At 71.8% G+C, this 24,700-nt stretch carries 26 protein-coding genes; 15 read left to right on the top strand and 11 right to left on the bottom strand.

Annotated elements, in window-relative coordinates; all coding sequences use genetic code 11:
* Positions 1 to 10: 10 nt before the first annotated feature.
* The 3 genes from NYE39_RS06515 to NYE39_RS06505 are packed head-to-tail and all read right to left on the bottom strand — an operon-like array spanning position 11 to position 2,822.
* On the bottom strand, positions 11 to 907 hold the full coding sequence (locus tag NYE39_RS06515) for a hypothetical protein (RefSeq protein WP_341012171.1): 897 nt from the start codon (positions 905 to 907) through the stop codon (positions 11 to 13).
* A gap of 49 nt (positions 908 to 956) precedes the next feature.
* Positions 957 to 2,633 carry a DUF885 domain-containing protein gene (locus NYE39_RS06510; protein ID WP_192910630.1) on the bottom strand — a complete coding sequence of 559 codons (1,677 nt, stop codon included), beginning with the start codon at positions 2,631 to 2,633 and terminating at the stop codon, positions 957 to 959.
* Positions 2,634 to 2,663: 30 nt separating this feature from the next.
* Complete coding sequence (locus tag NYE39_RS06505; protein ID WP_341012170.1) at positions 2,664 to 2,822, bottom strand: hypothetical protein; 159 nt, start codon at positions 2,820 to 2,822, stop codon at positions 2,664 to 2,666.
* 100 nt (positions 2,823 to 2,922) lie between these two features.
* On the opposite strand from NYE39_RS06505, the gene NYE39_RS06500 reads away from it, so the two are divergent.
* Complete coding sequence (locus NYE39_RS06500) at positions 2,923 to 3,732, top strand: methyltransferase domain-containing protein (RefSeq protein WP_341012169.1); 810 nt, start codon at positions 2,923 to 2,925, stop codon at positions 3,730 to 3,732.
* Between the two features lie 57 nt (positions 3,733 to 3,789).
* On the top strand, positions 3,790 to 4,347 hold the full coding sequence (locus tag NYE39_RS06495) for a ribonuclease H family protein (protein WP_445667066.1): 558 nt from the start codon (positions 3,790 to 3,792) through the stop codon (positions 4,345 to 4,347).
* 1 nt (position 4,348) lies between these two features.
* On the opposite strand, the gene NYE39_RS06490 is transcribed toward NYE39_RS06495, so the two are convergent.
* The gene (locus NYE39_RS06490; RefSeq protein ID WP_341012168.1) at positions 4,349 to 5,443 is read right to left on the bottom strand and encodes a hypothetical protein; all 1,095 of its coding nucleotides are present in this window, start codon (positions 5,441 to 5,443) and stop codon (positions 4,349 to 4,351) included.
* A gap of 53 nt (positions 5,444 to 5,496) precedes the next feature.
* A complete protein-coding gene (locus tag NYE39_RS06485) occupies positions 5,497 to 6,171 on the bottom strand; it encodes an MOSC domain-containing protein (protein ID WP_341012167.1) in 675 nt (224 codons plus the stop codon).
* Between the two features lie 266 nt (positions 6,172 to 6,437).
* On the opposite strand from NYE39_RS06485, the gene NYE39_RS06480 reads away from it, so the two are divergent.
* Positions 6,438 to 7,301: a hypothetical protein gene (locus tag NYE39_RS06480; RefSeq protein ID WP_125932844.1), complete on the top strand. Its 864-nt coding sequence runs from the start codon at positions 6,438 to 6,440 to the stop codon at positions 7,299 to 7,301.
* A gap of 79 nt (positions 7,302 to 7,380) precedes the next feature.
* On the opposite strand, the gene NYE39_RS06475 is transcribed toward NYE39_RS06480, so the two are convergent.
* Together NYE39_RS06475 and NYE39_RS06470 are read right to left on the bottom strand one after the other, a co-directional pair.
* Positions 7,381 to 7,644 carry an acyl-CoA carboxylase subunit epsilon gene (locus tag NYE39_RS06475; RefSeq protein ID WP_072625196.1) on the bottom strand — a complete coding sequence of 88 codons (264 nt, stop codon included), beginning with the start codon at positions 7,642 to 7,644 and terminating at the stop codon, positions 7,381 to 7,383.
* Positions 7,641 to 9,281 carry an acyl-CoA carboxylase subunit beta gene (locus NYE39_RS06470; protein ID WP_072625195.1) on the bottom strand — a complete coding sequence of 547 codons (1,641 nt, stop codon included), beginning with the start codon at positions 9,279 to 9,281 and terminating at the stop codon, positions 7,641 to 7,643. The genes NYE39_RS06475 and NYE39_RS06470 overlap by 4 nt, the downstream gene beginning before the upstream one ends.
* A 24-nt stretch (positions 9,282 to 9,305) precedes the next feature.
* Between NYE39_RS06470 and NYE39_RS06465 the strand changes: the two genes are divergently transcribed.
* Genes NYE39_RS06465 through NYE39_RS06450 form a run of 4 tightly spaced genes read left to right on the top strand, consistent with a single transcriptional unit; the run spans position 9,306 to position 12,951 of the window.
* The gene (locus NYE39_RS06465; protein ID WP_341012166.1) at positions 9,306 to 10,094 is read left to right on the top strand and encodes a biotin--[acetyl-CoA-carboxylase] ligase; all 789 of its coding nucleotides are present in this window, start codon (positions 9,306 to 9,308) and stop codon (positions 10,092 to 10,094) included.
* A gap of 36 nt (positions 10,095 to 10,130) precedes the next feature.
* Positions 10,131 to 11,258, top strand: coding sequence for an adenylate/guanylate cyclase domain-containing protein (locus NYE39_RS06460; RefSeq protein ID WP_445667065.1), 1,128 nt, complete (start codon positions 10,131 to 10,133; stop codon positions 11,256 to 11,258).
* 23 nt (positions 11,259 to 11,281) lie between these two features.
* Positions 11,282 to 11,950 (top strand): response regulator transcription factor, encoded by a 669-nt coding sequence (locus NYE39_RS06455; protein WP_341012164.1) that lies wholly within the window; start codon positions 11,282 to 11,284, stop codon positions 11,948 to 11,950.
* Positions 11,947 to 12,951, top strand: coding sequence for a sensor histidine kinase (locus tag NYE39_RS06450; RefSeq protein WP_234993767.1), 1,005 nt, complete (start codon positions 11,947 to 11,949; stop codon positions 12,949 to 12,951). The genes NYE39_RS06455 and NYE39_RS06450 overlap by 4 nt, the downstream gene beginning before the upstream one ends.
* 5 nt (positions 12,952 to 12,956) lie before the next feature.
* Here the strand turns inward: NYE39_RS06450 and NYE39_RS06445 are convergent, their stop codons facing one another.
* A complete protein-coding gene (locus tag NYE39_RS06445) occupies positions 12,957 to 13,490 on the bottom strand; it encodes a GtrA family protein (RefSeq protein WP_341012163.1) in 534 nt (177 codons plus the stop codon).
* Positions 13,491 to 13,545: 55 nt separating this feature from the next.
* On the opposite strand from NYE39_RS06445, the gene NYE39_RS06440 reads away from it, so the two are divergent.
* Together NYE39_RS06440 and purE are read left to right on the top strand one after the other, a co-directional pair.
* On the top strand, positions 13,546 to 14,718 hold the full coding sequence (locus NYE39_RS06440) for a 5-(carboxyamino)imidazole ribonucleotide synthase (protein ID WP_185220606.1): 1,173 nt from the start codon (positions 13,546 to 13,548) through the stop codon (positions 14,716 to 14,718).
* Positions 14,719 to 14,759: 41 nt separating this feature from the next.
* On the top strand, positions 14,760 to 15,248 hold the full coding sequence (gene purE, locus NYE39_RS06435) for a 5-(carboxyamino)imidazole ribonucleotide mutase (RefSeq protein ID WP_445667086.1): 489 nt from the start codon (positions 14,760 to 14,762) through the stop codon (positions 15,246 to 15,248).
* A gap of 2 nt (positions 15,249 to 15,250) precedes the next feature.
* Here the strand turns inward: purE and NYE39_RS06430 are convergent, their stop codons facing one another.
* Entirely contained in the window at positions 15,251 to 15,703 is a 453-nt protein-coding gene (locus NYE39_RS06430; RefSeq protein ID WP_072626292.1) for a CoA-binding protein, read from the bottom strand.
* A 128-nt stretch (positions 15,704 to 15,831) separates the two neighbouring features.
* Between NYE39_RS06430 and NYE39_RS06425 the strand changes: the two genes are divergently transcribed.
* On the top strand, positions 15,832 to 17,007 hold the full coding sequence (locus tag NYE39_RS06425; RefSeq protein ID WP_341012161.1) for a nucleotide sugar dehydrogenase: 1,176 nt from the start codon (positions 15,832 to 15,834) through the stop codon (positions 17,005 to 17,007).
* 170 nt (positions 17,008 to 17,177) lie between these two features.
* Positions 17,178 to 18,356 carry an acyl-CoA dehydrogenase family protein gene (locus tag NYE39_RS06420; protein ID WP_200811169.1) on the top strand — a complete coding sequence of 393 codons (1,179 nt, stop codon included), beginning with the start codon at positions 17,178 to 17,180 and terminating at the stop codon, positions 18,354 to 18,356.
* 103 nt (positions 18,357 to 18,459) lie between these two features.
* Here NYE39_RS06420 and NYE39_RS06415 read toward each other — a convergent pair whose 3' ends face one another.
* On the bottom strand, positions 18,460 to 19,317 hold the full coding sequence (locus tag NYE39_RS06415) for a 3-hydroxybutyryl-CoA dehydrogenase (protein WP_084450340.1): 858 nt from the start codon (positions 19,315 to 19,317) through the stop codon (positions 18,460 to 18,462).
* A 96-nt stretch (positions 19,318 to 19,413) separates the two neighbouring features.
* On the opposite strand from NYE39_RS06415, the gene NYE39_RS06410 reads away from it, so the two are divergent.
* The 3 genes from NYE39_RS06410 to NYE39_RS06400 are packed head-to-tail and all read left to right on the top strand — an operon-like array spanning position 19,414 to position 22,249.
* Entirely contained in the window at positions 19,414 to 20,154 is a 741-nt protein-coding gene (locus NYE39_RS06410; protein WP_341012160.1) for a (Fe-S)-binding protein, read from the top strand.
* Positions 20,151 to 21,626, top strand: coding sequence for a LutB/LldF family L-lactate oxidation iron-sulfur protein (locus NYE39_RS06405; RefSeq protein WP_341012159.1), 1,476 nt, complete (start codon positions 20,151 to 20,153; stop codon positions 21,624 to 21,626). Before NYE39_RS06410 ends, NYE39_RS06405 begins: the two co-directional genes overlap by 4 nt.
* Positions 21,623 to 22,249, top strand: a complete 627-nt coding sequence (locus NYE39_RS06400) for a LutC/YkgG family protein (RefSeq protein WP_341012158.1) — start codon at positions 21,623 to 21,625, stop codon at positions 22,247 to 22,249. The genes NYE39_RS06405 and NYE39_RS06400 overlap by 4 nt, the downstream gene beginning before the upstream one ends.
* Positions 22,250 to 22,253: 4 nt before the next feature.
* Here NYE39_RS06400 and NYE39_RS06395 read toward each other — a convergent pair whose 3' ends face one another.
* On the bottom strand, positions 22,254 to 23,621 hold the full coding sequence (locus NYE39_RS06395) for an LCP family protein (protein WP_341012157.1): 1,368 nt from the start codon (positions 23,619 to 23,621) through the stop codon (positions 22,254 to 22,256).
* Positions 23,622 to 23,714: 93 nt separating this feature from the next.
* Between NYE39_RS06395 and NYE39_RS06390 the strand changes: the two genes are divergently transcribed.
* On the top strand, positions 23,715 to 24,695 hold the full coding sequence (locus NYE39_RS06390; protein WP_445667064.1) for a glycosyltransferase family 2 protein: 981 nt from the start codon (positions 23,715 to 23,717) through the stop codon (positions 24,693 to 24,695).
* Positions 24,696 to 24,700 lie beyond the last annotated feature (5 nt).

Genomic DNA, 24,700 nt, shown 5'->3' with positions numbered 1-24,700 from the left:
CGTCATGCCGTCAGGAGAGCGCAGCCCCGGTGATCGCCCCGGTGGAGCCGGAGCCCACGAGCTCGAGGTCGAGGGTGAGTACGAGGGTGCCACCGTGGCGGTTGCTGTAGGTGACGGTCGTGGTGCCGCTCGAGGTCCGCGACCACCGCGGTCCGCCCGACGGGTTGGTCGAGCCGAAGGTCAGCTCGACCGCGTCGCTCGTGTAGGTCCACGCGCCGGACTCGCCCTTGCCCCAGGCGCGCACGAAGGCGTCGGCGTAGTCGGTGAGCGAGGTCGGCAGGCCGTCGCCGGTCTGCGGTGCGTCGGCGCTGAGGGTCGCACTGCTGACGGCGTGCTCGGTGCCCGCGGCGGCGTCGCCGGCGTCGAGCCGGACGGTGAGCGTGTCGGTCCCGTCGCTGTAGCGGACCTCGACGGAGCCGCCGTCGTGGGTGAGGCCCTGCCGCTGCCACCCGCCACCGCCGACGGCGCGCTGGCCGAAGAGCGAGCTCACGGCGCTCGCCGAGGCGTAGGTCGAGGCGACCGACCGGTCACCCCGGCCCCAGGCGCGCACGAAGGTGTCGGCGTAGGCGCCGATGTCCTTGGGCGGGGAGGTCGGGGCGCTCGCGCCCGGACCCGACGACGTGGACGAGGGGGAGGACGAGCCACTCGGGTCACCGGCCGAGCCGTCGCCCGTGGCCCGGCTCGTGCCCCCGTCGCCCGTGGCCCGGCTCGTGCCCCCGTCGCCCGGGGAGGGGGAGGAGGTGACCGTCTGCGTCGTCGGTGCATTGCTCGTCGAGCTCGAGTAGGTGACGGTCACCGTGCCGTCGGTCTCGGTGGGCTCGTCGGACCCCGACGAGCACCCCGAGAGCGCCGCCGCGAGCAGTGCGGTGACGGCGAGGACGGACACGGACCCCCTGAAGTGCTTCACGCCCAGCATCGTAGGCCCCGCCCGGGGACGACCTCGTGGGCAAGGGTGCTCAGCCGAGGACGGCCGAGCGCAGGGTGTCCAGGCCCACCCCGCCCACGTCGAGGGCTCGCCGGTGGAAGGCCCGCAGGTCGAAGTCGGCTCCCTCGCGACGGGCGGTCTCCTCGCGCAGCTGCAGCCACAGCCGCTCGCCGATCTTGTAGCTCGGTGCTTGGCCCGGCCAGCCGAGGTAGCGGTCAAGCTCGAAGCGCAGGAAGCCCTCGTCCATGTTGGCGTGCGCCGAGAGGAAGTCCCACGCCTTGTCATAGGTCCACGCGCCGCCACCGACCTCGGCCGGCGCCTCGAAGCCGCAGTGCACCCCGATGTCGAGGACGACGCGGGCCGCGCGCAGCGACTGCCCGTCGAGCAGACCCATGCGGTTGCCCGGGTCGTCCATGTGCCCGAGCTCGGCCATGAGCCACTCCGCGTAGAGCGCCCAGCCCTCGCCGTGCCCGGAGGTCCACGACGCCAGGCGGCGCCACCGGTTGAGCAGCTCCTTGCGGTGGACGGTCTGGCCGATCTGGAGGTGGTGGCCGGGGACGCCCTCGTGGTAGACGGTCGTCAGCTCGCGCCAGGTGCCGAACTCGGTGACGCCCTTGGGCACCGACCACCACATGCGGCCCGGACGGGAGAAGTCGTCGCTCGGGCCCGTGTAGTAGATGCCGCCGGTCTCGGTCGGCGCGATGCGGCACTCGATGGTGCGCACCGGCTCGGGGATGTCGAGGTGCGGCGAGAGCAGCTCGATGGCCTCGTCGGCGGTGCGCTGCATCCACTCGCGCAGCGCGTCGGTGCCGTGCAGCTGGTAGCGCGGGTCGGCGTCGAGGGCCGCCACGGCCTCCTTGACCCTCGCGCCGGGCTGGATGCGCTCGGCCACGGCCGTCATCTCGGCGGTGATGCGCGCGAGCTCCTCCTGCCCCCAGGCGTAGGTCTCCTCGAGGTCGATGCGCGCACCGAGGAAGGCGCGCGAGTGCAGCGCGTAGCGCTCGCGACCGCAGGCGTCGGCCTCGGGTGCCCGGTCCCGCAGGGGCGCCAGGCGTGACGCGAGGTCACGGTAGGCACTGGCGGCGGCCTCCACCGATCGCCGGAGGTCAGCCGCGACGGAGTCGGGGAGTGGGCCGTCGTCGGTGCGCGCGTCGGTGAGCAGGCCGGCGAAGTAGCCGTCGGGGGCGGTGAGGTCGGCGCACTGCTCGATGCACCGCTCGTACTGACGAAGGGGAGCGATCTCCCCCTTCGTCGCGGCGGCGGTGAGTGAGGCGGTCCACTGGTCGAGCGCGTCGGGCACCCGGCCCATGCGGGTGGCGAGCGTGGCCCAGTCGTCGGCGCTCGCCGTCGGCATGAGGTCGAAGACGTCGCGCACCGCCTGCAGCGGCGAGGCGATGACGTTGAGCTCGGCGAGGTCGAGGCCGGCGTCGTGGAACTCCTCGGCCAGCCCGAGCCGCTCGCGCATCGCCTCGACGGTCACCCGGTCGACGTCGTCGACGGGGGTCGCCCGGTCGAGCGCGGCGAGCGTCTCCCGCCGCAGCCGGGAGTGCGCGGCGAAGCCCTCAGGGGACAGGTCGTCGAGCTCGCCATCGTGGCCGGGCAGGCCGAGGTAGGTCGCGGTGATCGGCGACAGGGCGACCTCGCGGTCGAGGTGGGCCTCGGCGATCCGGTCGACGTCGGTCTGGGGTCGGCGCTGGTCCTGGGTCACCCTGCGGACGCTACTCCGAGGCGTCGGCCGTCAGACGAGCGAGGTGGAGATCGCCGTGGCGTAGAGCAGGGGCGGCAGCAACCCGATGAGCACGACCTCGGAGGAGAGGGTGATCTCGGGGAACCACGGGACGAAGGAGGCCCCCGCGCCGGCAGCGAGGAGGAGCAGCGGTGACAGGGCGATGTCCACGAGGGCATTGTCGTCCTCCACGCGCCGCGTCGTCGGCCACGAGCGTCTCGCGATCCGACGGCACCGCGGCTGGTAGGCGCGCCGGTGCCACGATCGCGGCATGGACCGCTACCTCCACGGCCATGCCGAGCCGGTCGTCGCGTCGCACGCAGCACGGACCGTCGAGAGCTCGGCCGCCTACCTCCTCCCGCGCCTGCGTCCGGGGCTGCGGGTGCTCGACGTCGGGTGCGGGCCGGGCTCGATCACGCTCGACCTCGCGCGACGCGTCTCCCCGGGCGAGGTCGTGGGCGTCGACGCCTCGGCGCAGGTCGTCGCGCAGGCGCGCAGCGCCGCCCGGGAGGCGGGGGACGAGCGCACGACCTTCGAGGTCGCCGATGCGATGGCGCTGCCCTGGGCGGACGACTCCTTCGACGTCGTGCACGCCCACCAGGTGCTCCAGCACGTCACCGACCCCGTCGGCCTGCTCCGCGAGATGGCCCGGGTCACCCGGCCGGGTGGTCTCGTCGCCGCTCGCGACGCCGACTACGAGGCGATGACCTGGGCGCCCGCGCACCCCGGCCTGACCAGCTGGCTCGAGCTCTACCGGACGGCAGCGCGGGGGACGGGCGCCGAGCCCGACGCGGGCCGCCACCTGCTCGGCTGGTGCCACTCCGCCGGCCTCACCGACGTCGCCGCGACGGCCTCGGTCTGGTGCTACGCCGACGAGGCCGCCCGGCAGTGGTGGGGCGGGCAGTGGCAGCGACGTGTGGTCGAGTCCGGGTTCCACGACGAGGTCCTGCGCCAGGGCCTGGCCGACGAAGGGAGCATCGCCCACGTCGTCGAGGGCTGGCGGGCGTGGACGAGCTCGCCCGACGGATGGTTCGTCGTGGTGCATGGCGAAGTGCTGGCCCGGGTGCCTGCCGCCGACTGACGACCCCGGTGCGATACTCGGGGCCGCCCGTGACCCCCCTTCGCCTGGAGTGCCTGCATGACGATCACCGCCGCCGCTGACGGCTCCGCCCTCGGCAACCCCGGCCCCGCCGGCTGGGGCTGGTACATCGACGACGAGCGCTGGGCCTGCGGCGGCTGGCCGCACGGCACCAACAACATGGGCGAGCTGACCGCCGTCCTCGACCTGCTCCAGCAGACGGCGCACCTCGACGAGGAGCTGCACGTCATCTGCGACAGCAAGTACGTCATCAACTCGATCACCCAGTGGATGCCCGGCTGGAAGCGCAAGGGTTGGCGCAAGAAGGACGGCAAGCCGGTCCTCAACGTCGAGATCATGCAGGCGCTCGACGCGGCGATGCAGGGGCGCCGGGTGAGCTTCGAGTGGGTCAAGGGGCACGCCGGCCACGAGCTCAACGAGCACGCCGACCGGCTCGCCACGAGTGCCGCCGCGGCATGGTCGAAGGGGGCCGCCCCCGAGCCCGGCCCCGGCATCCCGGGTGCCCGGTCGAGTGGTGCGACGCCCCCGGCCCCGGTGCCTGGGCCGGCGTCAGGTGGCACGTCGGCTGAGGACGACGGGCCGCTCTCGCTCTTCTGACTCAGTCGTGGACGAAGGGGGCCTCGCGCTTGCTCAGCTGCGAGATCAGATCCACGTGGGCACGGTCCGTCTTCGTCGACAGGGTCGCGGTGACGACCGGGCCCTGCGCGGTGATCTCCTCGAGTGCCAGGGAGTCGGAGAGGCGGGCGCCGCGACTGTCCGTGCCCTCCTCGAAGACCCTGCGCAGTGACTCCACGGAGTCGTTGGCGGCGGCCTCGTCGGCGAAGTGGTAGGCGATGGTGACCACGGGCTCCCCGTCGTCCGCGGACCAGCCGAGCGCCACGGCGTCGAACTCCGAGTGGGGAAGCGGGCCGTAGGCATCCACGGGCACGAAGAGGAAGTTGGCGGAGAAGTCGTGCCCCACCGACATGAGGGCCGAGATCGCGCCTGCCTCGTCGAGCGCGCCGGCGAGGCTGCTGACCGTCGGGTCGGCGGTGAGTGCCTCGCTGGGTCCGGTGAGCCAGTCCTTGACGGCCGCGGTCGAGTCGGAGGCGGCGAGCTGTCCGTCGCGCTGGGCCATCCTCACGGGCGCCCCGGTCGTCTGCACGGCGTTGCTCTGGGACAGGTCGCCGTCGCCGTCCTCACCCTCACCGACGGTGCGCACCCCGTCGCCCACCTCGGGCAGGTGGGCGAGCGTGTCGTCGTCGACGTCTCCCGCGATGTAGGTGAAGGGGCCGGGGGTCTCGGGGATGTCGGCGTAGGAGGCGACGTCGACCAGGGACCAGCCCGCGAGGTCGTCGAAGGCCGCGAGGTCGCGCGTGCTGTTGACCGTCAGCCCCGGCAGGTGCAGGGGGACCGGCACGTACCCGTCCTGAGCGGGCACCCCCGTCAGCGGTGCCAGCCACTGCGCGGTGGCGTCCTTGTCCGCCGGGTCGTCGGGACGCTCGAGACCGGCTGCCTCGGTGGCTGCGTCGACATCGGCGACCCGCACCGTGTACTCCTCGAGGTCAGTCGCGGGGACCTGGTCGAGTGTCGAGCTGATGCTGAAGTCCCCGCTGGTGTCCCCCTCGCCGCGCACGCGCTCGATCGCCCCGCACGCCGTCGTGCTCGCGACCACCAGCGCCAGTCCGCTCGCCACGGTGCCACGCCTGATCATCCGTCCCCCTGTGCTCCGGCCGCCTCGCCCCTCACGGGCGGTCGGTGGTCACGCTACCTGCCAGTGTCGCGCTGTGCCGTGGCCGCCAGCTCGGCGACCCGGTGCTCGGCCAGGGCCCCAGAGTCGATGGCGGTGCGGGCGGCGCCGGGGTCCCCGAGGAAGGCGCGCAGCACCGTGGGCACGCCCAGACCGCTGCCGGAGGGTTCGACGGCGATCGTGTCACCGGGGCGGATCTCGCCGGGCCGCACGACCTGGAGGTAGGCGCCGCTGCGGCCGTGGGCGGCGAACCGCTTCACCCAGCCCCGCTCGCCCATGCGCTCGGCGAAGGTCGCGCACGGGACCCGCGGCCCGCGGACTTCGAGCACGGCGGTCCCGACGTACCAGACGTCGCCGATCTCGCTCGCGTCGACGTCGATGCCGCTCGTCGTGAGGTTCTCCCCGAAGATCCCGCTCGGCAGCTCGCGGCCGAGCTCTCGCGCCCACGCGTCGAGCTCCTCGCGGGCGAAGGCGTAGACCGCCTGATCGCTCCCGCCGTGGTGGCGACCGTCGCCGATGTGGTCGCCGGCGACCCCCGAGACGCCGGCACCGTCCTCGACCCGCTTCGGCCCGGGGTCGGCGACGGTGATGACGTCGACGGCCCGCTTCCCGATGCCGGTGGACCTGCCCTTCGGCACGCGCTGAACCATCGGGCGGCCGACGTTGACGCTCAGGACGCGGGGCTCACTCACCCGGCCGAGCCTACGTCGCCCCCTTCGCTCCTCACGGTCTGCCTCGGCCTGCACCCCCCCGCGGTTGAAATACACCCCGCGTGTCCAAGCACGCGAGGTGTATTTCAACCGCTGTCCACATCCGGGACGGAAGGGCTGACCTCATCCACAGCCGGGCTGGGTGAGTCGTCCGGCGGCGATGTCCGATCCAGCCTGTACGCATGTTGAGAGCCTCGACGCTGGCGAAGGTGGCTCGAGTCGAGGACGCCGCCCTCGACTCCGGGGGAGTGCTGAGCCGGCGCCAGACGACGGAGTTCGGCCTGCATCGCGACGTCGTGGCGAGGCTCGTTCGCGATCGTAGGTGGGCCCGGTGCGGCACCCGGTCGGTGGTGACTCACTGCGGGCCGATTGATCCGATCGGCTTGCGTTGGCGAGCGGTCCACGAGGTGGGCGGTGGTGCCCTCGTCGACGGGGTGAGCGCCTTGCAGGCCGCAGGGTTGCGCGGGCTGGCCGAGGAGATCGTGCACGTCTCGGTGCACAAGCTGAAAAGGGCGCCGGACGTCGAAGGCGTGGAGGTGCACAAGCTCGCGCGCAGACTGTGCGACGACGATATGCCCACCGGCCTGCCACGGACCCGACCTGCACTGGCCGCCCTGCGCGCGGCGCAGTGGGCCGTCAGCGATCGCCAGGCGGCACTGTTCCTGGTGATGCCGGTCCAGCAGCGCATCGTGACCGGCGAGCACCTGAAGGAGGCCCATCAGTGGTACGTGGGTCGGCGGCGTCGTGCCCTCGTCGCCCGGCTCATCGACGACATCGTCGACGGCGCCCAGGCGCTCGGGGAGCTCGACCTCGCGGCCCTGTGCCGGGCCCGGGGTTTGCCGTCACCGGAGCGACAGGTCGTGGTCGACGGGCGTGGCGGCCGCTACTACCTCGATGTCCGCTGGAAGATCGGCCTCGTCGTCGAGGTCGACGGGCGGCACCATCTGGAGGGTGCCTCACCCCTCGAGGACATGTTGCGCCAGAACGACATCGCGATGCGCAGCGACATGATCCTGCGCGTCCCCCTGCTCGGGCTGCGTCTCGAGCCCGACGCCTTCCTCGACCAGATCGTCGAGGCACACCGCCTGCTCAGCCTGCGAGCGGCTGGGTGACCATCGGGGCTGACGAATGAAATACACCCCGCGTGTCTGAACACGCGGGGTGTATTTCAACCGCCGGAGGGGCGGCGGGTCAGCGGGGGAGGGCCGAGGCTCGCCAGCCGCCGCGCGAGGGGTGGACCGGGCCACGCACGAGGCGCTCGCGGGAGGCCCAGCGCGAAGGGGGAGTGGCCGGGGCCTCGTCCTCGCCGCCACCCAGCCCGGACAGGACCGCGACGAGGGCTGCGACCTGCTCGGGGGATGCGTCGCCGAGGACCTCGATGCGCGGGCCGGCAGGGGTCTCGGCCTGCTCGGTGGCCTCGGCCTGCTCGGTGGGCTGATCCTGCGAAGCCGTCACAGCGGAATGTTCCCGTGCTTCTTGGCCGGCAGGCTCTCGCGCTTGGTGCTCAGGGCCCGCAGCGCCTTGGAGACGTTCATGCGCGTGTTGCTCGGCGTGATGACCGTGTCGATGTAGCCCCGCTCGGCGGCGACGTAGGGGTTGGCCAGCGCGTCCTCGTAGGCGGTGATGAACTCCTGACGCGCCTCGTCGAGGTCGCGCCCCTCGGCCTCGGCGGCCGCGAGCTGCTTGCGGTAAAGGATGTTGACCGCGCCCTGCGCACCCATGACCGCGATCTGGGCGGTCGGCCACGCAAGGTTGATGTCGGCACCGAGGTGCTTGGAGCCCATGACGTCGTAGGCGCCGCCGTAGGCCTTGCGGGTGATGACCGTGACGAGCGGGACGGTCGCCTCGGCGTAGGCGTAGATGAGCTTGGCGCCGCGGCGGATGATGCCGTTCCACTCCTGGTCGGTGCCGGGCAGGAAGCCTGGGACGTCGACGAGGGTGAGGACCGGGACGTTGAAGGCGTCGCACGTGCGCACGAAGCGCGCGGCCTTCTCCGAGGCGTCGATGTCGAGGGTGCCCGCAAACTGCATCGGGTTGTTGGCGACGACACCGATCGAGCGGCCCTCGACGCGGGCGAAGCCGCAGATGATGTTGGGCGCGAAGAGCGGGTGCACCTCGAGGAACTCACCGTCGTCGACGATGGTCTCGATGACCTGCTTCATGTCGTAGGGCATGTTGGCCGAGTCGGGGATGATCGTGTCGAGCACCAGGTCGGTGTCGTTGACCGCGAGGTCGAGCTCCTCACCGAAGCGCGGGGCGTCCTCGAGGTTGTTGCTCGGCAGGTACGACAGGAGCGCCTTGACGTAGTCGATGGCGTCCTCCTCGTCGGAGCCCATGTAGTGCGCGACACCCGACTTGGTGTTGTGCGACCGGGCGCCACCGAGGTCCTCGAACTCGACGTCCTCGCCGGTGACGGTCTTGATGACGTCGGGGCCGGTGATGAACATGTGCGAGGTCTGGTCGACCATGACGGTGAAGTCGGTGACGGCGGGGGAGTAGACGGCACCGCCGGCGCAGGGGCCCATGATGAGCGAGATCTGCGGGATGACACCCGACGCGTGGACGTTGCGCTTGAAGATCTCTCCGTAGAGACCGAGCGAGACGACACCCTCCTGGATGCGCGCCCCACCGGAGTCGTTGAGACCGATGACCGGGCACCCGATCTTCATCGCGAAGTCCATGACCTTGGTGATCTTCTCGCCGAAGACCTCGCCGAGGGACCCACCGAAGACGGTGAAGTCCTGCGCGAAGACGGCGACCTGCCGACCGTCGACCGTGCCGTAGCCGGTGACGACGCCGTCGCCGTAGGGGCGGTTGGCCTCCTGGCCGAAGGCGGTCGAGCGGTGCCGCGCGTACTTGTCCATCTCGACGAAGCTGCCCTCGTCGAGGAGGAGGTCGAGGCGCTCGCGGGCGGTCTTCTTGCCGCGCGCGTGCTGCTTCTCGATCGCGCGCTCCGATCCGGCATGCGCGACCTCGGCCACCCGGCGCTTCAGGTCGGCGAGCTTGCCGGCCGTCGTGTGGATGTCGATGTCGGCGGGGACGTCGGTGCCACCGATCGCCTGAGCGTCAGTGGTCTCGGTGCTCTGGGACATGGGGCGCAGCCTAGCCTTGACGCCGTGCTCCCTCCGATCGACGTCCACCGACTGACCGAGGCGTTGCCCACGTCACACGGGTGGGCCCCCGTCGCCCATCTCGACGAGGTCGGCTCGACCAATGCCGAGGCCCTGGACCGTGCCCGGCCGTGGGCTCCCGTCATCGCCGAGCTGCAGACCGCCGGGCGCGGCCGCCTGGGTCGGGCCTGGCAGGAGACCCGCAGCGCGGGACTGGCCATGTCGGTCGTCGTGCCCCGCGTGCCCGACCCCGGCTGGCTGCCCCTCGCCGCCGGCCTGGCCGTCCGCGACGCCGTCGCCGCCCTCGGCGTCGAGACCGAGCTGAAGTGGCCCAACGACGTCCTGCTCCCCGCCGACGACGGGCGCAAGGTCTGCGGGATCCTGTGCCAGATGCTGCCCACCGGGGAAGGGGTCGTCGTGGGCATCGGCATCAACGTCCACCACGCACGTGACCAGCTCCCCGTGGCGACGGCGACCTCCCTTCGCCTCGCCGGCGTTGCCCCCGACCGCACCAAGCTGGCCGCCGCGGTCCTCACCCGGCTGCGGGCCCTCCACGCCGACCTCGCCGACGGCAGCGACCGGGCGAAGGGGGTCCACCTCGACTACCGCGCCGCGTGCGGGACCATCGGTCGGCTCGTCGACGTGCACCGGCCCGACGGGTCCGTGGAGACGGCGCGGGCCGTCGACGTCGACTCCGACGGCAGGCTGGTCATCAGCGTTGACGGTCGCTTCGATACGGTGGCGGCAGGTGACGTGCAGCACATCCGCCCCGCGGGCACGCCACCTCGCCCGTGACCGCGACCGGTCACCCGACCCCACACGCGCAGGGAGGTGGCCTTGTCGAGCAGCCCGACTGATGGTCCGCCTGATGGTCCGTCGTCCCCTCCCGAGCTCGCCCCCGACCCGGCCCTCGAGGCCTTCGAGCGGGCCATGCTCGGCCGCCCCGCGAGCATGGGGCGCCGTGAGGTCTCCCGCGGCGCGGGCGTCTCGATCCGCTCGGCCCGCAAGTTCTGGCACGCCATGGGGTTCCCCGTCGTCCAGGAGGGCGACGCGATGTTCACCGAGGCCGACCTCGATGCGCTGAGCCGCGTCGCGGCGATGGTCCGTGAGGGTGACATCCCCGAGGAGTTCGCCCTCGCGATGACCCGGGCCATCGCCCGCACCATGGACCGCCTGGCGGCCTGGCAGGGCCAGCTGGTCAGCGAGGAGATCGCCCGGCTGCGCCGCGGTGACGCCCTCGAGGGCGACCCCGACGAGCCGGCCGACGACACGACCCCGCGCGGTGCCGCGGCCACCTCGACCCGCGACGCCGAGGCCGCGGCCGCCTGGCTCGCCGAGCTGTCCGACGAGCTCGAGCCGCTGCTGGTCTACGTGTGGCGTCGTCAGCTCACCGCGACGATCCAGCGGCTGCTCACCGTCGAGGAGGACGGCAGCCGGGCCTCGGTCATCGGCTTCGCCGACCTGGTCAACTTCACCTCGGTCGTGCGCCGGCTCACCGAGCGCGACCTCGCCCGCATGGTCCAGCGCTTCGAGGACCTGTGCACCGACGTCGTCACCGCCCACGGCGGCCGGGTGGTCAAGACCGTCGGTGACGAGGTGCTCTTCCAGACCTTCGAGGTCGCGCCCGCGGCGGCCATCGCGCTCGACCTCGTCGAGGCGATGGGCGAGGACGACCTGCTGCCCTCGGCCCGGGTCGGCATGGCCCACGGGCCGGTCGTGCGTCGCCTCGGCGACGTCTTCGGCACGACGGTCAACCGCGCGAGCCGGCTGACCGCGGTGGCACCGCCCGGTGGGGTCTTCGTCGACGACGCGCTCGCCCGCCTCCTCGAGCCACTGAGCGGCTTCTCGACCCTGCCGACCCGCCCGCGCGCGCTGCGCGGCATCGGCGAGGTGGCCCCGAGTCGCCTCGTGCGCGTCACCGGTGTGCGGCGTCCTGCGGATGTCACCGCGCACGTCTGAGTTCGAGTTCCTATGATCGCGCCATGACACGAGTGCTGCTGGCCGAGGACGACGCCGCGATCTCCGACCCGTTGGCCCGGGCCCTCGTCCGCGAGGGATACGAGGTGACGGTCCACGAGGACGGGCGTGACGCGCTCGACGCGGCGGTCGGTGCCCCGCCCGACCTGCTGGTCCTCGACCTGGGTCTGCCCACGCTCGACGGGCTCGAGGTCTGCCGTCGGATGCGCGCGACCGGCTCCGACGTCCCCGTCCTGATCCTCACCGCCCGCGCCGACGAGGTCGACACGGTCGTGGGGCTCGACGCGGGTGCCGACGACTACGTCACCAAGCCCTTCCGCCTCGCCGAGCTCATGGCGCGGGTGCGCGCGCTCCTGCGCCGTCGCTCCGACGACGCCGTCGAGCCGACCGGCCCGCTGCGCATCGACGGCGACAGCCGCCGCGTGTGGTTCCACGGCGAGGAGCTGGCCCTGACGGCCAAGGAGTTCGCCGTGCTGAGCGTCCTCGTCCGCGAGGCCGGTCGGGTCGTCACCCGCGAGCAGCTCATGGGCGAGGTCTGGGAGACGGAGTGGTACGGCTCGACCAAGGCCCTCGACATGCACATCAGCGTTCTGCGCCGCAAGCTCGGGGACGACGTCGCCGACCCGAGACACATCGCCACCGTCCGTGGCGTCGGGTTCCGCTTCGACTCGTGACCGGCTCGGGCCGGGTGCGCCGCCTCCTCGTCGCGGCGATCGTCGGGGTGGCCGTCGTCACCGCGCTCGTCCTGGGCAGCGTGGCGATGGTCTCGGGGTCGCCGCACGACGCGGTCCTGGGCCTCGACCTCGTCGCCTGGACCGTCATCTCACCGCTCGTCGCCGTGGTGACGGTCGGCGGGGTGGCGCTGCTCGTCCTGCGCGTCCTCGAGCGACGGCGCCAGCGCGGTCTGGCCTTCCTCGACCGGCAGGTCCGGGCGATCCGCGAGGGGGAGGGGGCCCTGCCCCGCCCGCTCGTCGGCCTCACCGAGATCGACAAGGTCACCGGCGACCTCGCGCGGCTGGCCGGTGAGCTCGCCCAGCAGCGCGCCCTCGACCGGGACTTCGCCGCCGACGCCTCGCACCAGCTGCGCACGCCCCTGACCGCCCTGCTCATGCGCCTGGAGGAGATCGGCCAGACCGACGACCTCGACGCGATCCGCGACGAGGCGGCGGTGGCGGTGACCCAGGTCGAGCGGCTCACCGGCGTCGTCGACACGATGCGCTCACGCTCCAAGGGGGAGGCGGCGCAGCTGCCCGAGATCTCCCTCGACTCGGTCCTCGCGGGGCTGCAGCGCGAGTACCAGCCGGCCTTCTCCGCGGCCCACCGCACGATGCGGGTCGTCGGCCCGCCCGGACTGGCCGTGCGGGCCTCGCCGGTCGACCTCTCCCAGATCCTGCAGACCCTCATCGAAAATGCGCTCGCCCACGGCGCCGGTCGGGTCGAGATCGAGGTGCGCGGCTCGGGCACCTCGGTCGTCATCGAGGTGCGTGACGAGGGCGAGGGCATCCCCGCAGCGATCGCTCCGCACATCTTCGAACGGTCGGTGACCTCGCACGGCTCCGGGCTCGGCCTGGGGCTGGCCCGGCAGCTCGCCGAGCGCAACGGTGGTCGGCTCGAGCTGGTCCAGGCCCAGCCGGCCGTCTTCTCGATCTTCCTCTCCGGCCCCGGCAGCCGCTGAGAGGGTCAGGCCGGGGGGTCCTCGTCGGACAGGGGAGAGGTGTCGACGTCCATCGGCTCGTGCGCGAAGACGAAGCGGCGGTAGGTCCAGAAGCGGAAGAGCGTGCCCAGGCCGATGCCGAAGACGGTCGCGATGTTGTCGGCCAGGCGGGACTCGAAGCCGAGGACGTAGTGCGAGATGACCAGGCACAGCGTCGAGATGACCAGCGCGAGGCCGTTGACGACGAAGAAGAGGGTGACCTCGTGGTGCACCGGGCGGGAGCGTCGGTGCGCGAAGGTCCAGCTGCGGTTGCCGAACCACGCGAAGAGCGTCGCGGCGACGCCGCTCAGGATGCGTGCCGTCGTCGGCTTGCCCTCGAGGACGGTGTGGGTCAGGAGGTTCATGCCGCCGAGGTCGATGACGAAGCTGATCGCGCCGATGAGACCGAACTTCGCGACCTCGTGCCAGATCGTGTCGACGAGGCGCCCGAGCCCGCTGCGGCGACGGGGCGGCGTGACGTCGTCTGCGGCCCCGGAGGCCGTCCGTGTGGTGTCTGGCATCCCGAGCAGCGTAATCCGCGACGGCCGGCACTGTCGGCCACGTATCCTTGGGCAGGTGTCGACACCCCCACGCGCCCCCGGAGGATTCCCCGTCGTCGGTGTGATCGGTGGTGGTCAGCTCGCCCGGATGTGTGCCGGGCCGGCCGCCGAGCTTGGCGTCACCCTCGCCGTGCTCGCCGAGGCGCCCGACGCCGCAGCCGCGCTCGTCACCCCCTTCGCCCCGGTCGGTGACCACACCGACGTCGCGTCGGTGCGCGACTTCGCCCGGCACTGCGATGTCGTCACCTTCGACCACGAGCACGTGCCGGCCGACGTCCTCGAGGCGCTGGTCGCCGACGGCGTCGCGGTCCACCCGACCCCTCAGGCGCTGCGGCACGCCCAGGACAAGCTCGTCATGCGGCGCGCCCTCACCGGTGCCGGCGTCCCGTGCCCCCGGTGGGCTGCGGCCCGGACCGAGGCCGACGTCGTGGCCTTCGGCGACGAGACCGGTTGGCCGCTCGTCGTCAAGACCCCGCGCGGCGGTTACGACGGCAAGGGGGTGCTCGTGGCCGACACCGTCGACGACGTGCGCGACTGGCTCGCCGCCGCGGCGGAGCGTGACGAGGAGCTGCTCCTCGAGGAGGCCGTCCCCTTCGTCCGCGAGCTCGCCGTGCTGCTCGCCCGCAGCCCCTCCGGCCAGGCCGCGGCGTGGCCGGTCGTCGAGACGGTCCAGACCGACGGCATCTGCACCGAGGTCATCGCGCCGGCCCCCGACCTGGCCCCCGAGGCCGCCGAGGCGGCGACCCTCGTCGGGCTCGACATCGCGGCCGCCCTGGGTGTCACCGGGGTCATGGCCGTCGAGCTCTTCGAGCTCGCCGACGGCTCGGTCGTCGTCAACGAGCTCGCGATGCGGCCGCACAACTCCGGCCACTGGAGCATGGACGGCGCGGTGACCGGGCAGTTCGAGCAGCACTTGCGCGCCGTCCTCGACCTGCCGCTCGGCTCGCCCCGGGCCCGCGAGCCGTGGACCGTCATGGGCAACGTGCTCGGCGGCGAGCACCAAGACCTCTACCCCACCTACCGGCACCTCATGGCCCGCGACCCGGAGCTCAAGGTGCACCTCTACGGCAAGGGCGTGCGCCCCGGTCGCAAGATCGGCCACGTCAACGTCAGCGGCACCGACCTGACGGACCTGCGGGAGCGTGCTCGGCACGCTGCCGACTACATCCAGGGAGTGATCGTGGAATGAGCAGTGTGAGCAGCACCGAGGGTCCCCGTGTCGGGCTCGTCATGGGCAGCGACAGCGACTGGCCGACGATGGAGGCGGCCGCCGACGTGCTCGAGGAGTTCGGCATCGTCTTCGAGGCCGACGTCGTCTCCGCTCACCGCATGCCCACCGAGATGGTCGAGTACGGGCAGCAGGCCGAAGGGAGGGGCCTGCGGGTGATCATCGCCGGTGCCGGCGGCGCCGCGCACCTGCCCGGCATGCTCGCCTCGGTGACGCCCCTGCCGGTCGTGGGCGTGCCTGTGCCGCTGAAGCACCTGGACGGCATGGACTCGCTGCTGTCGATCGTGCAGATGCCCGCCGGCATCCCCGTCGCGACCATGGCCGTCGGCGGAGCGCGCAATGCCGGCCTGATGGCCGTGCGCATCCTTGCCGCCGGCGAGGGGGAGGAGGCGCAGCGGTTGCGTCAGGCGCTGGCCCGGTTTGCCGAGGACCTGTCGGCGCAGGCCCACGCGAAGGGGGAGCGGCTGCGCCAGCGCGTCGCCGGCGGCTGAGCTCAGCGCGCGGCGCCCTCGTTGCGCAGCTGGCGCCACTCGATCTTGGGGCAGGTGTTCATGACGACCTGCAGGCCGGCCTCCTTGGCGCGGTCGGCCGCGGCCGGGTCCTCGACGCCGAGCTGCATCCAGATCGCGTCGATCTTCAGGCGGTCCTTGTGGGCGATGGCCTCGTCGACGAGCGCGCCGACCTCGCCGCTGTTGACGAAGAGGTCGATGACCTTGACGTCGCCGTCAGGGATGTCGGAGATGGTGGCGTAGCCCTGATCGCCGTCGACGACCTCGGCCTCGTGGTGCACCGGGATGATCGCCTTGTGCATCTCGTACTTGAGCCAGCGAGCCACGCGGTGCGCGTCGCGCTCGGTGTTGTTGCTCAGTCCGACGACGACCCACGTGCCGGGGTCGGCGATGAGGCGCCGCATGGTCTCGGTGTCGTTCTTGTGCGTCAGGCTCATGGAGACCATCCAACGCCCCCGTGGCCGGGGAATCAACGGCCCACGCCACGCCTTGTCACGGAATGTCCGTCTTCGTCGGCCATAATGCGCCGGGGAGCCCACCCCAGACCCGAGCAGTGAGGAAGCACGTGACTACCAAGATCGCCGTCGTCGGGACGGGATACGTCGGCCTGTCCATGGCCGTCCTGCTGGCCCAGCACAACGAGGTGGTCGGCTTCGACATCGACGCTCGCCGCGTCGAGATGCTCAACGCCGGTACGAGCCCGATCCAGGACGAGGAGATCATCCACTTCCTCGCCCACCGTGACCTGGACCTGACCTTCACACTGGACAAGCAGACCGCCTACGCGGGGGCCGACTTCGTCGTCATCGCGACGCCGACCGACTACGACCCGGACACCAACTACTTCAACACCAGCTCGGTCGAGGGCGTCGTGCGCGATGTCATGGAGATCAACCCCGACGCCGTCATGGTCGTCAAGTCCACGATCCCCGTCGGCTTCACCAGCGGGCTGCGCGACAAGCTCGGCACGGACAACCTCATCTTCAGCCCCGAGTTCCTGCGCGAGGGCAAGGCCTTGCAGGACAACCTCCACCCCAGCCGGATCGTCGTCGGCGAGGTCAGCGACCGCGCCCGCCGCTTCGCCGACCTGCTCGTGCAGGGCGCCGAGGACACCGACGTGCCGGTGCTGCTCACCGACTCCACCGAGGCCGAGGCGATCAAGCTCTTCGCCAACACCTACCTCGCGATGCGCGTCGCCTACTTCAACGAGCTCGACACCTTCGCGGCCACGCACGGGCTCAACACCCGCCAGATCATCGACGGCGTCGGCCACGACCCGCGCATCGGCACGCACTACAACAACCCGTCCTTCGGCTACGGCGGCTACTGCCTGCCCAAGGACACCAAGCAGCTGCTGGCCAACTACCAGGACGTCCCGCAGAACCTCATGCAGGCCGTCGTCGACTCCAACCGCACCCGCAAGGACTTCGTCGCCGAGGACATCCTGCGCCGCCAGCCCAAGGTCGTCGGCGTCCACCGCCTGATCATGAAGGCCGGGTCGGACAACTTCCGGGCCTCCTCGATCCAGGGGATCATGAAGCGCCTGAAGGGCAAGGGCGTGCAGGTCGTCATCTTCGAGCCGGCGCTCGACGAGGACGAGTTCTTCGGGTCGAAGGTCTACCGCGACCTCGAGGAGTTCAAGGCGGTCGCCGACGTCATCATCGCCAACCGGCAGACCGCCGACCTCGCGGACGTGGCCGACAAGGTCTACACCCGCGATCTCTTCGGCACCGACAGCTGAGTCTCGTCCGGCTGGCTCCGGCCAGCTTCGGGTCGGCTCCGGTTGGTCCGGGCGGCTCCGGTTGACCTGTGCCTGATCGTGACTGTGTGGGCAGGCGACAGACCTTGGGCGCGCGTCTTGTCGTTGAACACCTGTGCAAGGCCGTTGGGGCGGCCGGTAGCATCACGGCCGTGAGCGCGAACCCCGACTTCGACATGTTCCGTACCTCCGAGGACCACGAGGCGATCCGTGAGGCCGTCCGGGCCGTCGCGGAGGCGAAGATCAAGCCCTTCGCCGCCGAGGTGGACGAGGAGTCCCGCTTCCCGAGCGAGGCCAACCAGGCCCTCATCGCCTCGGACTTCCACGCGGCCCACGTGGCCGAGGAGCACGGCGGCGTCGGTGCCGACGCCCTCGCTGTGTGCATCATCATCGAGGAGGTCGCGCGCGTCTGCGCGTCGTCCTCGCTCATCCCGGCCGTCAACAAGCTCGGCTCGATGCCGGTGATCCTCGGCGGGTCCGAGGAGATCAACGCCCGGTACATGCCGCGCCTGGCGAAGGGGGAGGGCTTCAGCTACGGCCTCTCCGAGCGCGAGGCCGGGTCCGACACGGCGGGCATGAAGTGCAAGGCCACCAAGGACGGCGACGACTGGGTCCTCAACGGCCAGAAGGCCTGGATCACCAATGCCGGTGAGTCCGAGCTCTACACCGTCCTGGCGGTCACCGACCCCGACGGCCCCCGAGGCAACAACATCTCGGCCTTCGTCGTCGAGAAGTCCGACGAGGGCTTCGGCTTCTCGGAGAAGGAGCGCAAGCTCGGCATCAAGGGCAGCCCGACGCGAGAGCTGCACTTCGACAACTGCCGCATCCCCGGCGACCGCATCGTCGGCGCCGAGGGCGAGGGCCTGAAGATCGCTCTGCGCACCCTCGACCACACCCGCGTGACGATCGGCGCGCAGGCCGTCGGCATCGCCCAGGGCGCCCTCGACGAGGCGCTGGCCTACGTCAAGGAGCGCCAGCAGTTCGGCAAGCACATCGCCGACTTCCAGGGCATCCAGTTCATGCTCGCCGACATGGCGATGGAGCTCGAGGCCGCGCGCCAGATGGTCTACGTCGCCGCAGCCAAGTCCGAGCGCCACGACGCCGACCTGTCCTTCTTCGGTGCCGCGGCCAAGTGCTTCGCCTCCGACGTCGCGATGAAGGTGACGACCGATGCGGTCCAGCTCCTCGGTGGCGCCGGCTACACGCGTGACTTCCCGCTCGAGCGGATGATGCGCGACGCCAAGATCACCCAGATCTACGAGGGCACCAACCAGGTGCAGCGGGTCGTCATGGCGCGCCAGCTGCTCAAGGGTCTGCCCACCGCGCGCTGACCCGTGTCGGACTCAGCACGAGAAACCTCCCCTTCGCAAGGGTTTCAAACCCTTGCGAAGGGGAGGTTTTCCGGGTGACCCGAGAATCGAGTGACGGGTGAGCTCAGCCGTCGTAGGTGTAGAACCCGCGACCGGCCTTGCGGCCGAGGAGGTTGGCGTCGACCATGCGGGCGAGCAGCGGCGGGGGAGCGTAGAGCGGCTCCTTGAACTCCTCGTAGAGCGACTGGGCGACGGCCATCGTCGTGTCCAGGCCGATGAGGTCGGCGAGGGCGAGCGGGCCCTGCGGGTGGGCCGCGCCCAGGACGAAGCCTTGGTCGATGTCCTCGGCGGTCGCGAAGCCCGACTCGTACATGCGGATCGCGCTGAGGATGAAGGGGATGAGCAGGCTGTTGACGACGAAGCCGGCGCGGTCCTGGCAGGTGATGGCGTGCTTGCCGAGCTCGCCGTCGACGTAGCTGCGGGCCCGCTCGACCGTCTCGTCGGCCGTCATCAGCGACGGGACGAGCTCGACGAGCTTGAGGACCGGCACGGGGTTGAAGAAGTGGACGCCCAGGACGTTCGCCGGACGCTTGGTGACCGTAGCGAGCTTCATGATCGGGATCGAGCTGGTGTTGGAGGCGAGGATCGCGTCCGGCGACTCGACGATCTCGTCGAGCTGCTTGAAGAGGTCGACCTTGGCGCCCTCGTCCTCGACGATCGCCTCGACGACCATGTCGCGGTCGGCGAGCTCGGTGAGCTCGGTGACCACCCGGATCCGCTCGAGGACCGCGTCGGCACTCTCGAGCCGGCCGCGCTCCTGCGCGCGGCGCAGTGACTTCTCCAGCCGTCCGCGACCGGCATCGGCGCGCTCCTGGCTCGACTCGACGACGACGACGTCCGAGCCCGCCCGGGCACAGACCTCGGCGATTCCGGCACCCATGAGGCCGCACCCGACGACCCCGATCCTCTGCAGCGTGTTCATGGGCCGAGCGTATCCGGCGTGTGATGGGCGTCACCGGGGCGGGTCCGTGGCATAGCCTGCAGATGGCACCGGCACCACCGTCGAGGAGGCAGCAGCATGAGAGTCGCCCTCATGGCCACGTGCGTCGGGGACACGATGTTCCCCGACGTCGCGCAGGCCACCGTCCGACTGCTCCAGCGGCTGGGGGTGGAGGTCGACGTGCCGCCGGCGCAGACCTGCTGCGGCCAGCCGATGATCAACACCGGCTACTTCGACGAGGCCGAGCCGGTCGTGCGCTCGTACGCGCAGACCTTCGCCGACCACGAGGCCGTCGTCCTCCCTTCGGGATCGTGCGCCGGCTCCGTCCGCCACCAGCACGGCATCATCGCCCGCCGCTCCGGCGACGCCGACCTCGTCGCGGCCGTCGACCGCCACGGCCCGCGTGCCTACGAGCTGTCCGAGTTCCTCGTCGACGTGCTCGGGGTGACCGACGTCGGCGCATCGTTCCCGCACGCGGTCGCCTACCACCCGACGTGCCACTCCCTGCGCATGCTCGGGGTGGGCGACCGGCCCCGCCGCCTGCTCGAGGCGGTCCGTGGCCTCGAGCTGGTGGACCTGCCGCAGGAGCGGGAGTGCTGTGGTTTCGGCGGGACCTTCGCGGTCAAGAACGCCGACGTCTCCGCCGCGATGGGGCAGGACAAGGCGGCGCACGCGGTCGCGTCGGGTGCCGAGGTCCTCGTCGCCGGCGACTCCTCGTGCCTCATGCAGATCGGCGGGATCCTCTCGCGCCAGGGCTCCGGCGTGCGGACCATGCATCTCGCCGAGGTCCTCGCCGCGACCGAGGAGGTGCCGGCATGAGCAACGCCACCTTCCTCGGCATGCCGCCCTTCCCCGAGGCGGCCGTCGACGCCCTGGCCGACGACCAGCTGCGCCGCAACCTCCACAACGCCACCCACACGATCCGGGACAAGCGCGCCGGGGTCATCGGCGAGCTCGATGACTGGGAGGGTCTGCGCACCCGCGCCGCCAGCCTCAAGGACCGGGCGCTCCACGGGCTCGACGAGCACCTCGTGCAGCTCGAGGAGCAGCTGACCGCGCGCGGCGTTACCGTCCACTGGGCGCGCACCGCCGACGAGGCCTGCCAGATCGTCGGCGACATCGCGGCCGGCCACGGCGTCGACGAGGTCGTCAAGGTCAAGTCGATGGCCACCCAGGAGATCGAGCTCAACGAGGCCCTCGAGCGGCGAGGCATCTCCGCCTGGGAGACCGACCTCGCCGAACTCATCGTCCAGCTCGGGCACGACCTGCCGAGCCACATCCTCGTGCCCGCGATCCACCGCAACCGCACCGAGATCCGCGACATCTTCACCCGCGAGATGGGCCAGGTCGGACGGCCCGCCCCCGACGACCTGACGGACGACCCGGCGGCCCTGGCCGAGGCGAGCCGCCTGCACCTGCGGGAGAAGTTCCTGCGGGCCAAGGTCGCCGTCTCCGGGGCCAACTTCGCCGTCGCCGAGACGGGGTCGCTCGTGGTCGTCGAGTCCGAGGGCAACGGCCGCATGTGCCTCACGCTCCCCGAGGTGCTCGTGAGCGTCGTCGGGATCGAAAAGGTCGTGCCCACCTGGGACGACCTCGACGTCTTCCTCCAGCTGCTCCCGCGCTCGAGCACGGGGGAGCGGATGAACCCCTACACCTCGACGTGGTCCGGTGTCACCGAGGGTGACGGCCCGCAGGAGTGCCACGTCGTCCTGCTCGACAACGGCCGCTCCCGCGCCCTGGCGGACGAGGTCGGCCGGCAGGCGCTGCGGTGCATCCGCTGCTCCGCCTGCCTCAACATCTGCCCCGTCTACGAGCGCACCGGCGGCCACGCCTACGGCTCGGTCTACCCGGGCCCCATCGGCGCGATCCTCAACCCCCTGCTCAAGGGGGTCGGCGAGAGCGACCAGGTGGACTCCCTCCCCTTCGCCTCGAGCCTGTGCGGCGCCTGCTACGAGGTCTGCCCGGTCAAGATCGACATCCCGACCGTGCTCGTCGACCTCCGCTCGCAGGTCGTCGACGCGCACCGCGAGGACCGCGTCCCCGCGCCCGAGGCCGCGGCGATGAAGGCGGCCGCCTGGGCCCTGTCGGACGCCCGTCGCCTCTCGCTCGGCCAGCGCGCCAGCGGGCTCGCGGGCCGGGTCCTCGACCGGGTGAGCCGACGCGACAACGCCTCCGGCAGAGCGGTGCTCGGCTGGTTGCCCTCGATCGGGCACAAGTGGACCGAGGCGAGGGACCTGCCCGTCCCGCCCCGGCAGTCGTTCCGGCAGTGGTGGAAGGGGAGGTCGCGATGAGCAGCGCGCGTGAGGAGATCCTGGCCGCGGTCCGCGAGGCGGTCCGTGGCGCCGAGCCGGGCGCGGCGCCAGAGCCGCAGCCGACGCTGCCGCCCGCCGATCCCGGGCAGATGCTCGACCGCTTCGCCGAGCTCGTGTCGGACTACCGGGCCACCGTCGTGCGCTGCCACCCCCACGAGGTGCCGGTCCACGTGCTCACCGCCCTGCGCGAGAGCGAGCGGGTCCTCGTGCCCGAGGGGGTGCCCGACGCGGTCCACGACGCCGTCGTCGAGCGCCTCGGCGCAGCCGCCGTCTCCACGGGCGACGTCGGTGACCACGAGCTCGAGGACTTCGACAGCGTCGTCACGACCTGCGCGGTCGGCATCGCCGCGACCGGCACGGTCGTGCTCGACCACGGCACCGGGCAGGGGCGGCGGGCGCTCACCCTGCTGCCCGATCGGCACGTCGTCATCGTCCGCGCCGGCCAGGTCGTTCCCGACGTGCCGCACGCCGTGCGTCGCCTCGACCCGCTGCGCCCGCAGACCTGGATCAGTGGACCCAGCGCGACGAGCGACATCGAGCTCGACCGGGTCGAGGGCGTGCACGGCCCGCGCACCCTCGTCGTCCTGCTCGTGAGCGACTGAGCGGTCAGCTGTCGTCGGGCTCGACGGTGATCGGCCGGTCCGCCTTGAGGTCCTCGAAGAGCTTGGGTGCCTGCGTCTCGTCCCACTGGACGGCCGAGCCCACCGGCGTCGGTAGGTTGTTGTTGGACACCGGCACGGTCACCGAGTTGCCGTCGCCCTTGGCGATGCTGCGGAAGGCCCAGAAGGCCCGTGCCGTGCCGATCATCGAGTCGTCCTCGCCGACGGTGAGGGCGCCCTCGCTGTCCTTGCCGAGGGAGTGGATCTTCCACGGCTGGAGCATGGTGCTCGGGGTGACGACCTTGCCCATGAGCGCACCGAGGAACTGGCGCTGGCGCTTGGCGCGACCGAGATCGCCCTCGGGGTCGGAGTAGCGGGCGCGCACGTAGCCCAGGGCGGTCTTGCCGTCCATGTCCTGGCAGCCCTTCTTGAGGTCGATGTGCGCCTTGGGGTCGTCCATGTCGTTCTTGACGCAGATGTTGACCCCGCCGACCGCGTCGACGACCTGCGCGAAGCCGCCGAAGCCGATCTCCATGTAGCCGTCCATCTTCAGCCCGGTGTTGTGCTCGATGGTCTGGCTGAGCAGCTTGGGCCCGCCGATGCTGAAGGCGGCATTGATCTTGTTCATGCCATTGCCCGGGATCTCGACGTAGGAGTCGCGAGGGATCGACAGCAGCGTGGACTTCCCGCCGCCGGTGTGCAGCACGAGGATCGAGTCGGTGCGAGCCCCGCCGGTGTCGGAGCCGGTCCCGAACTCCCGACGCTGCTCGTCGGTCAGGCCCTCACGGGAGTCGCTGCCGACGAGCAGGACGTTGCGGCCCTCGCTGTCGGGGCGCTCGCCCTCGGGGGTCGCGTCGACCTTGGCGACATTGGACCAGGCGCTGTTGACCGCCCAGATCATCCCGCCGCCCCAGAGCAGGGCGAGGACGAGCAGGCAGATGCCCACGGTGCGCAGCGGGTTGCGGCGACCTCCCCCCTTCGGTCCTCCGGTGCCGACGGGGCGGTCTGCAGGCCGGCGGGGGCCGCCGCCACCGCCTGCCGGGCGGCGTGGTCCACCGTCACGCGCGGAGGGGCGACGTGGGCGCTCGGGCGACGGGCGCGAAGGGGGAGTCCCGGCGGGCATGACCCGGGTCCGGGGCTCCTCGGTGGGCTGGCGGGGGCGAGACGCCGCCTGACGGGGCCGCGTCGGCCGCTCGGCGGCCGCTGCGGGGGAGCGGCGTGGTGGTGCCTGTCGCCGGCCGGTCGGGATGGCCCGCGCGCTCTCGTCGTCGGCACGGCCGCGACGCACGTCGAAGGTCATCGCGTCGTCGTCGCCCCGACGACCTGTGGAGCGGTCGTCGGAGGGCCGACGTGGGCGGTGGGGGCGTTCAGGCATGCCGACGAGGATAGGAGCAAAGGCTGGCAGGTCGCATGACGAGGGCGGCGAGTCCGGCACGGGAGGGCCGTGACGTTGTCCATACTGGAGCGCGTGTCCCCCCGAGTCAGCGTCGTCATGCCCGTGCTCAACGAAGAACGGCACCTCGCCGACTCGGTCCGGATGGTCCTCGACCAGGACTGGCCCGGTGAGCTCGAGATCGTGCTCGCGCTCGGCCCCTCGCACGACGGCACCGACGCCGTCGCCGCCGACCTGGCGGCCGCGGACACTCGGGTGCGCACCGTGCCCAACCCCTCGGGGCGGACGCCCGACGCCCTCAACGCTGCCATCGGCGCCTCGACCGGTGACATCGTGGCCCGCGTCGACGCCCACGCCGAGATCCCCGTCGACTACCTCAGCCGCGCCGTCGCAGCCCTCGAGGAGACCGGCGCCGACAACGTCGGCGGGATCATGGACGCCGTCGGGGTCAGCCCGCTCGAGCGGGCCATCGCCTGCGCGATGAAGAGCCCCCTGGGCGTCGGTGGTGCCCGCTTCCACACCGGTGGCGGCGCCGGCGAGGCCGACACGGTCTACCTCGGGGTCTTCCGCCGCTCGGCCCTGGAGCGCGTCGGTGGCTACGACCCGCACTTCGAGCGGGCGCAGGACTGGGAGATGAACCACCGCATCCGCGAGTCCGGCGGCCGCGTCTGGTTCACCCCCGACCTCGTCGTCACCTACCGGCCGCGCTCCACCCTGGGCCGGCTCGCCGACCAGTACTTCAACTACGGCCGGTGGCGCCGCGTCGTCGCCCGCCGGCACCCCGGGACCGCCAACGCCCGCTACCTCGCCCCGCCGACCATGGTCGTCGGGACGCTCGCGGCGACGGCCTTGGGCCTCGCCTGGCGTCCGGCCCTGCTCGTGCCCGCCGGGTACGCCGCGGCCGTCACGGCCGGCGGATGGCTCATCTCGAAGGGGGAGGACCCCGCCGTGCGCGTGCGCGTCCCCGCCGCGATCGCGACGATGCACTGGTCGTGGGGCATGGGCTTCCTCACGAGTCCCTCACAACTCTCCCAGGGTCTTCCCGATGGGGCCTGACGCGA

Source organism: Janibacter sp. FSL W8-0316 (assembly GCF_038004165.1).
Lineage (GTDB): Bacteria > Actinomycetota > Actinomycetes > Actinomycetales > Dermatophilaceae > Janibacter > Janibacter indicus.
Note: the sequence above shows the minus strand (reverse complement) of the source record. Positions and strands in the feature narration are given on the sequence as shown.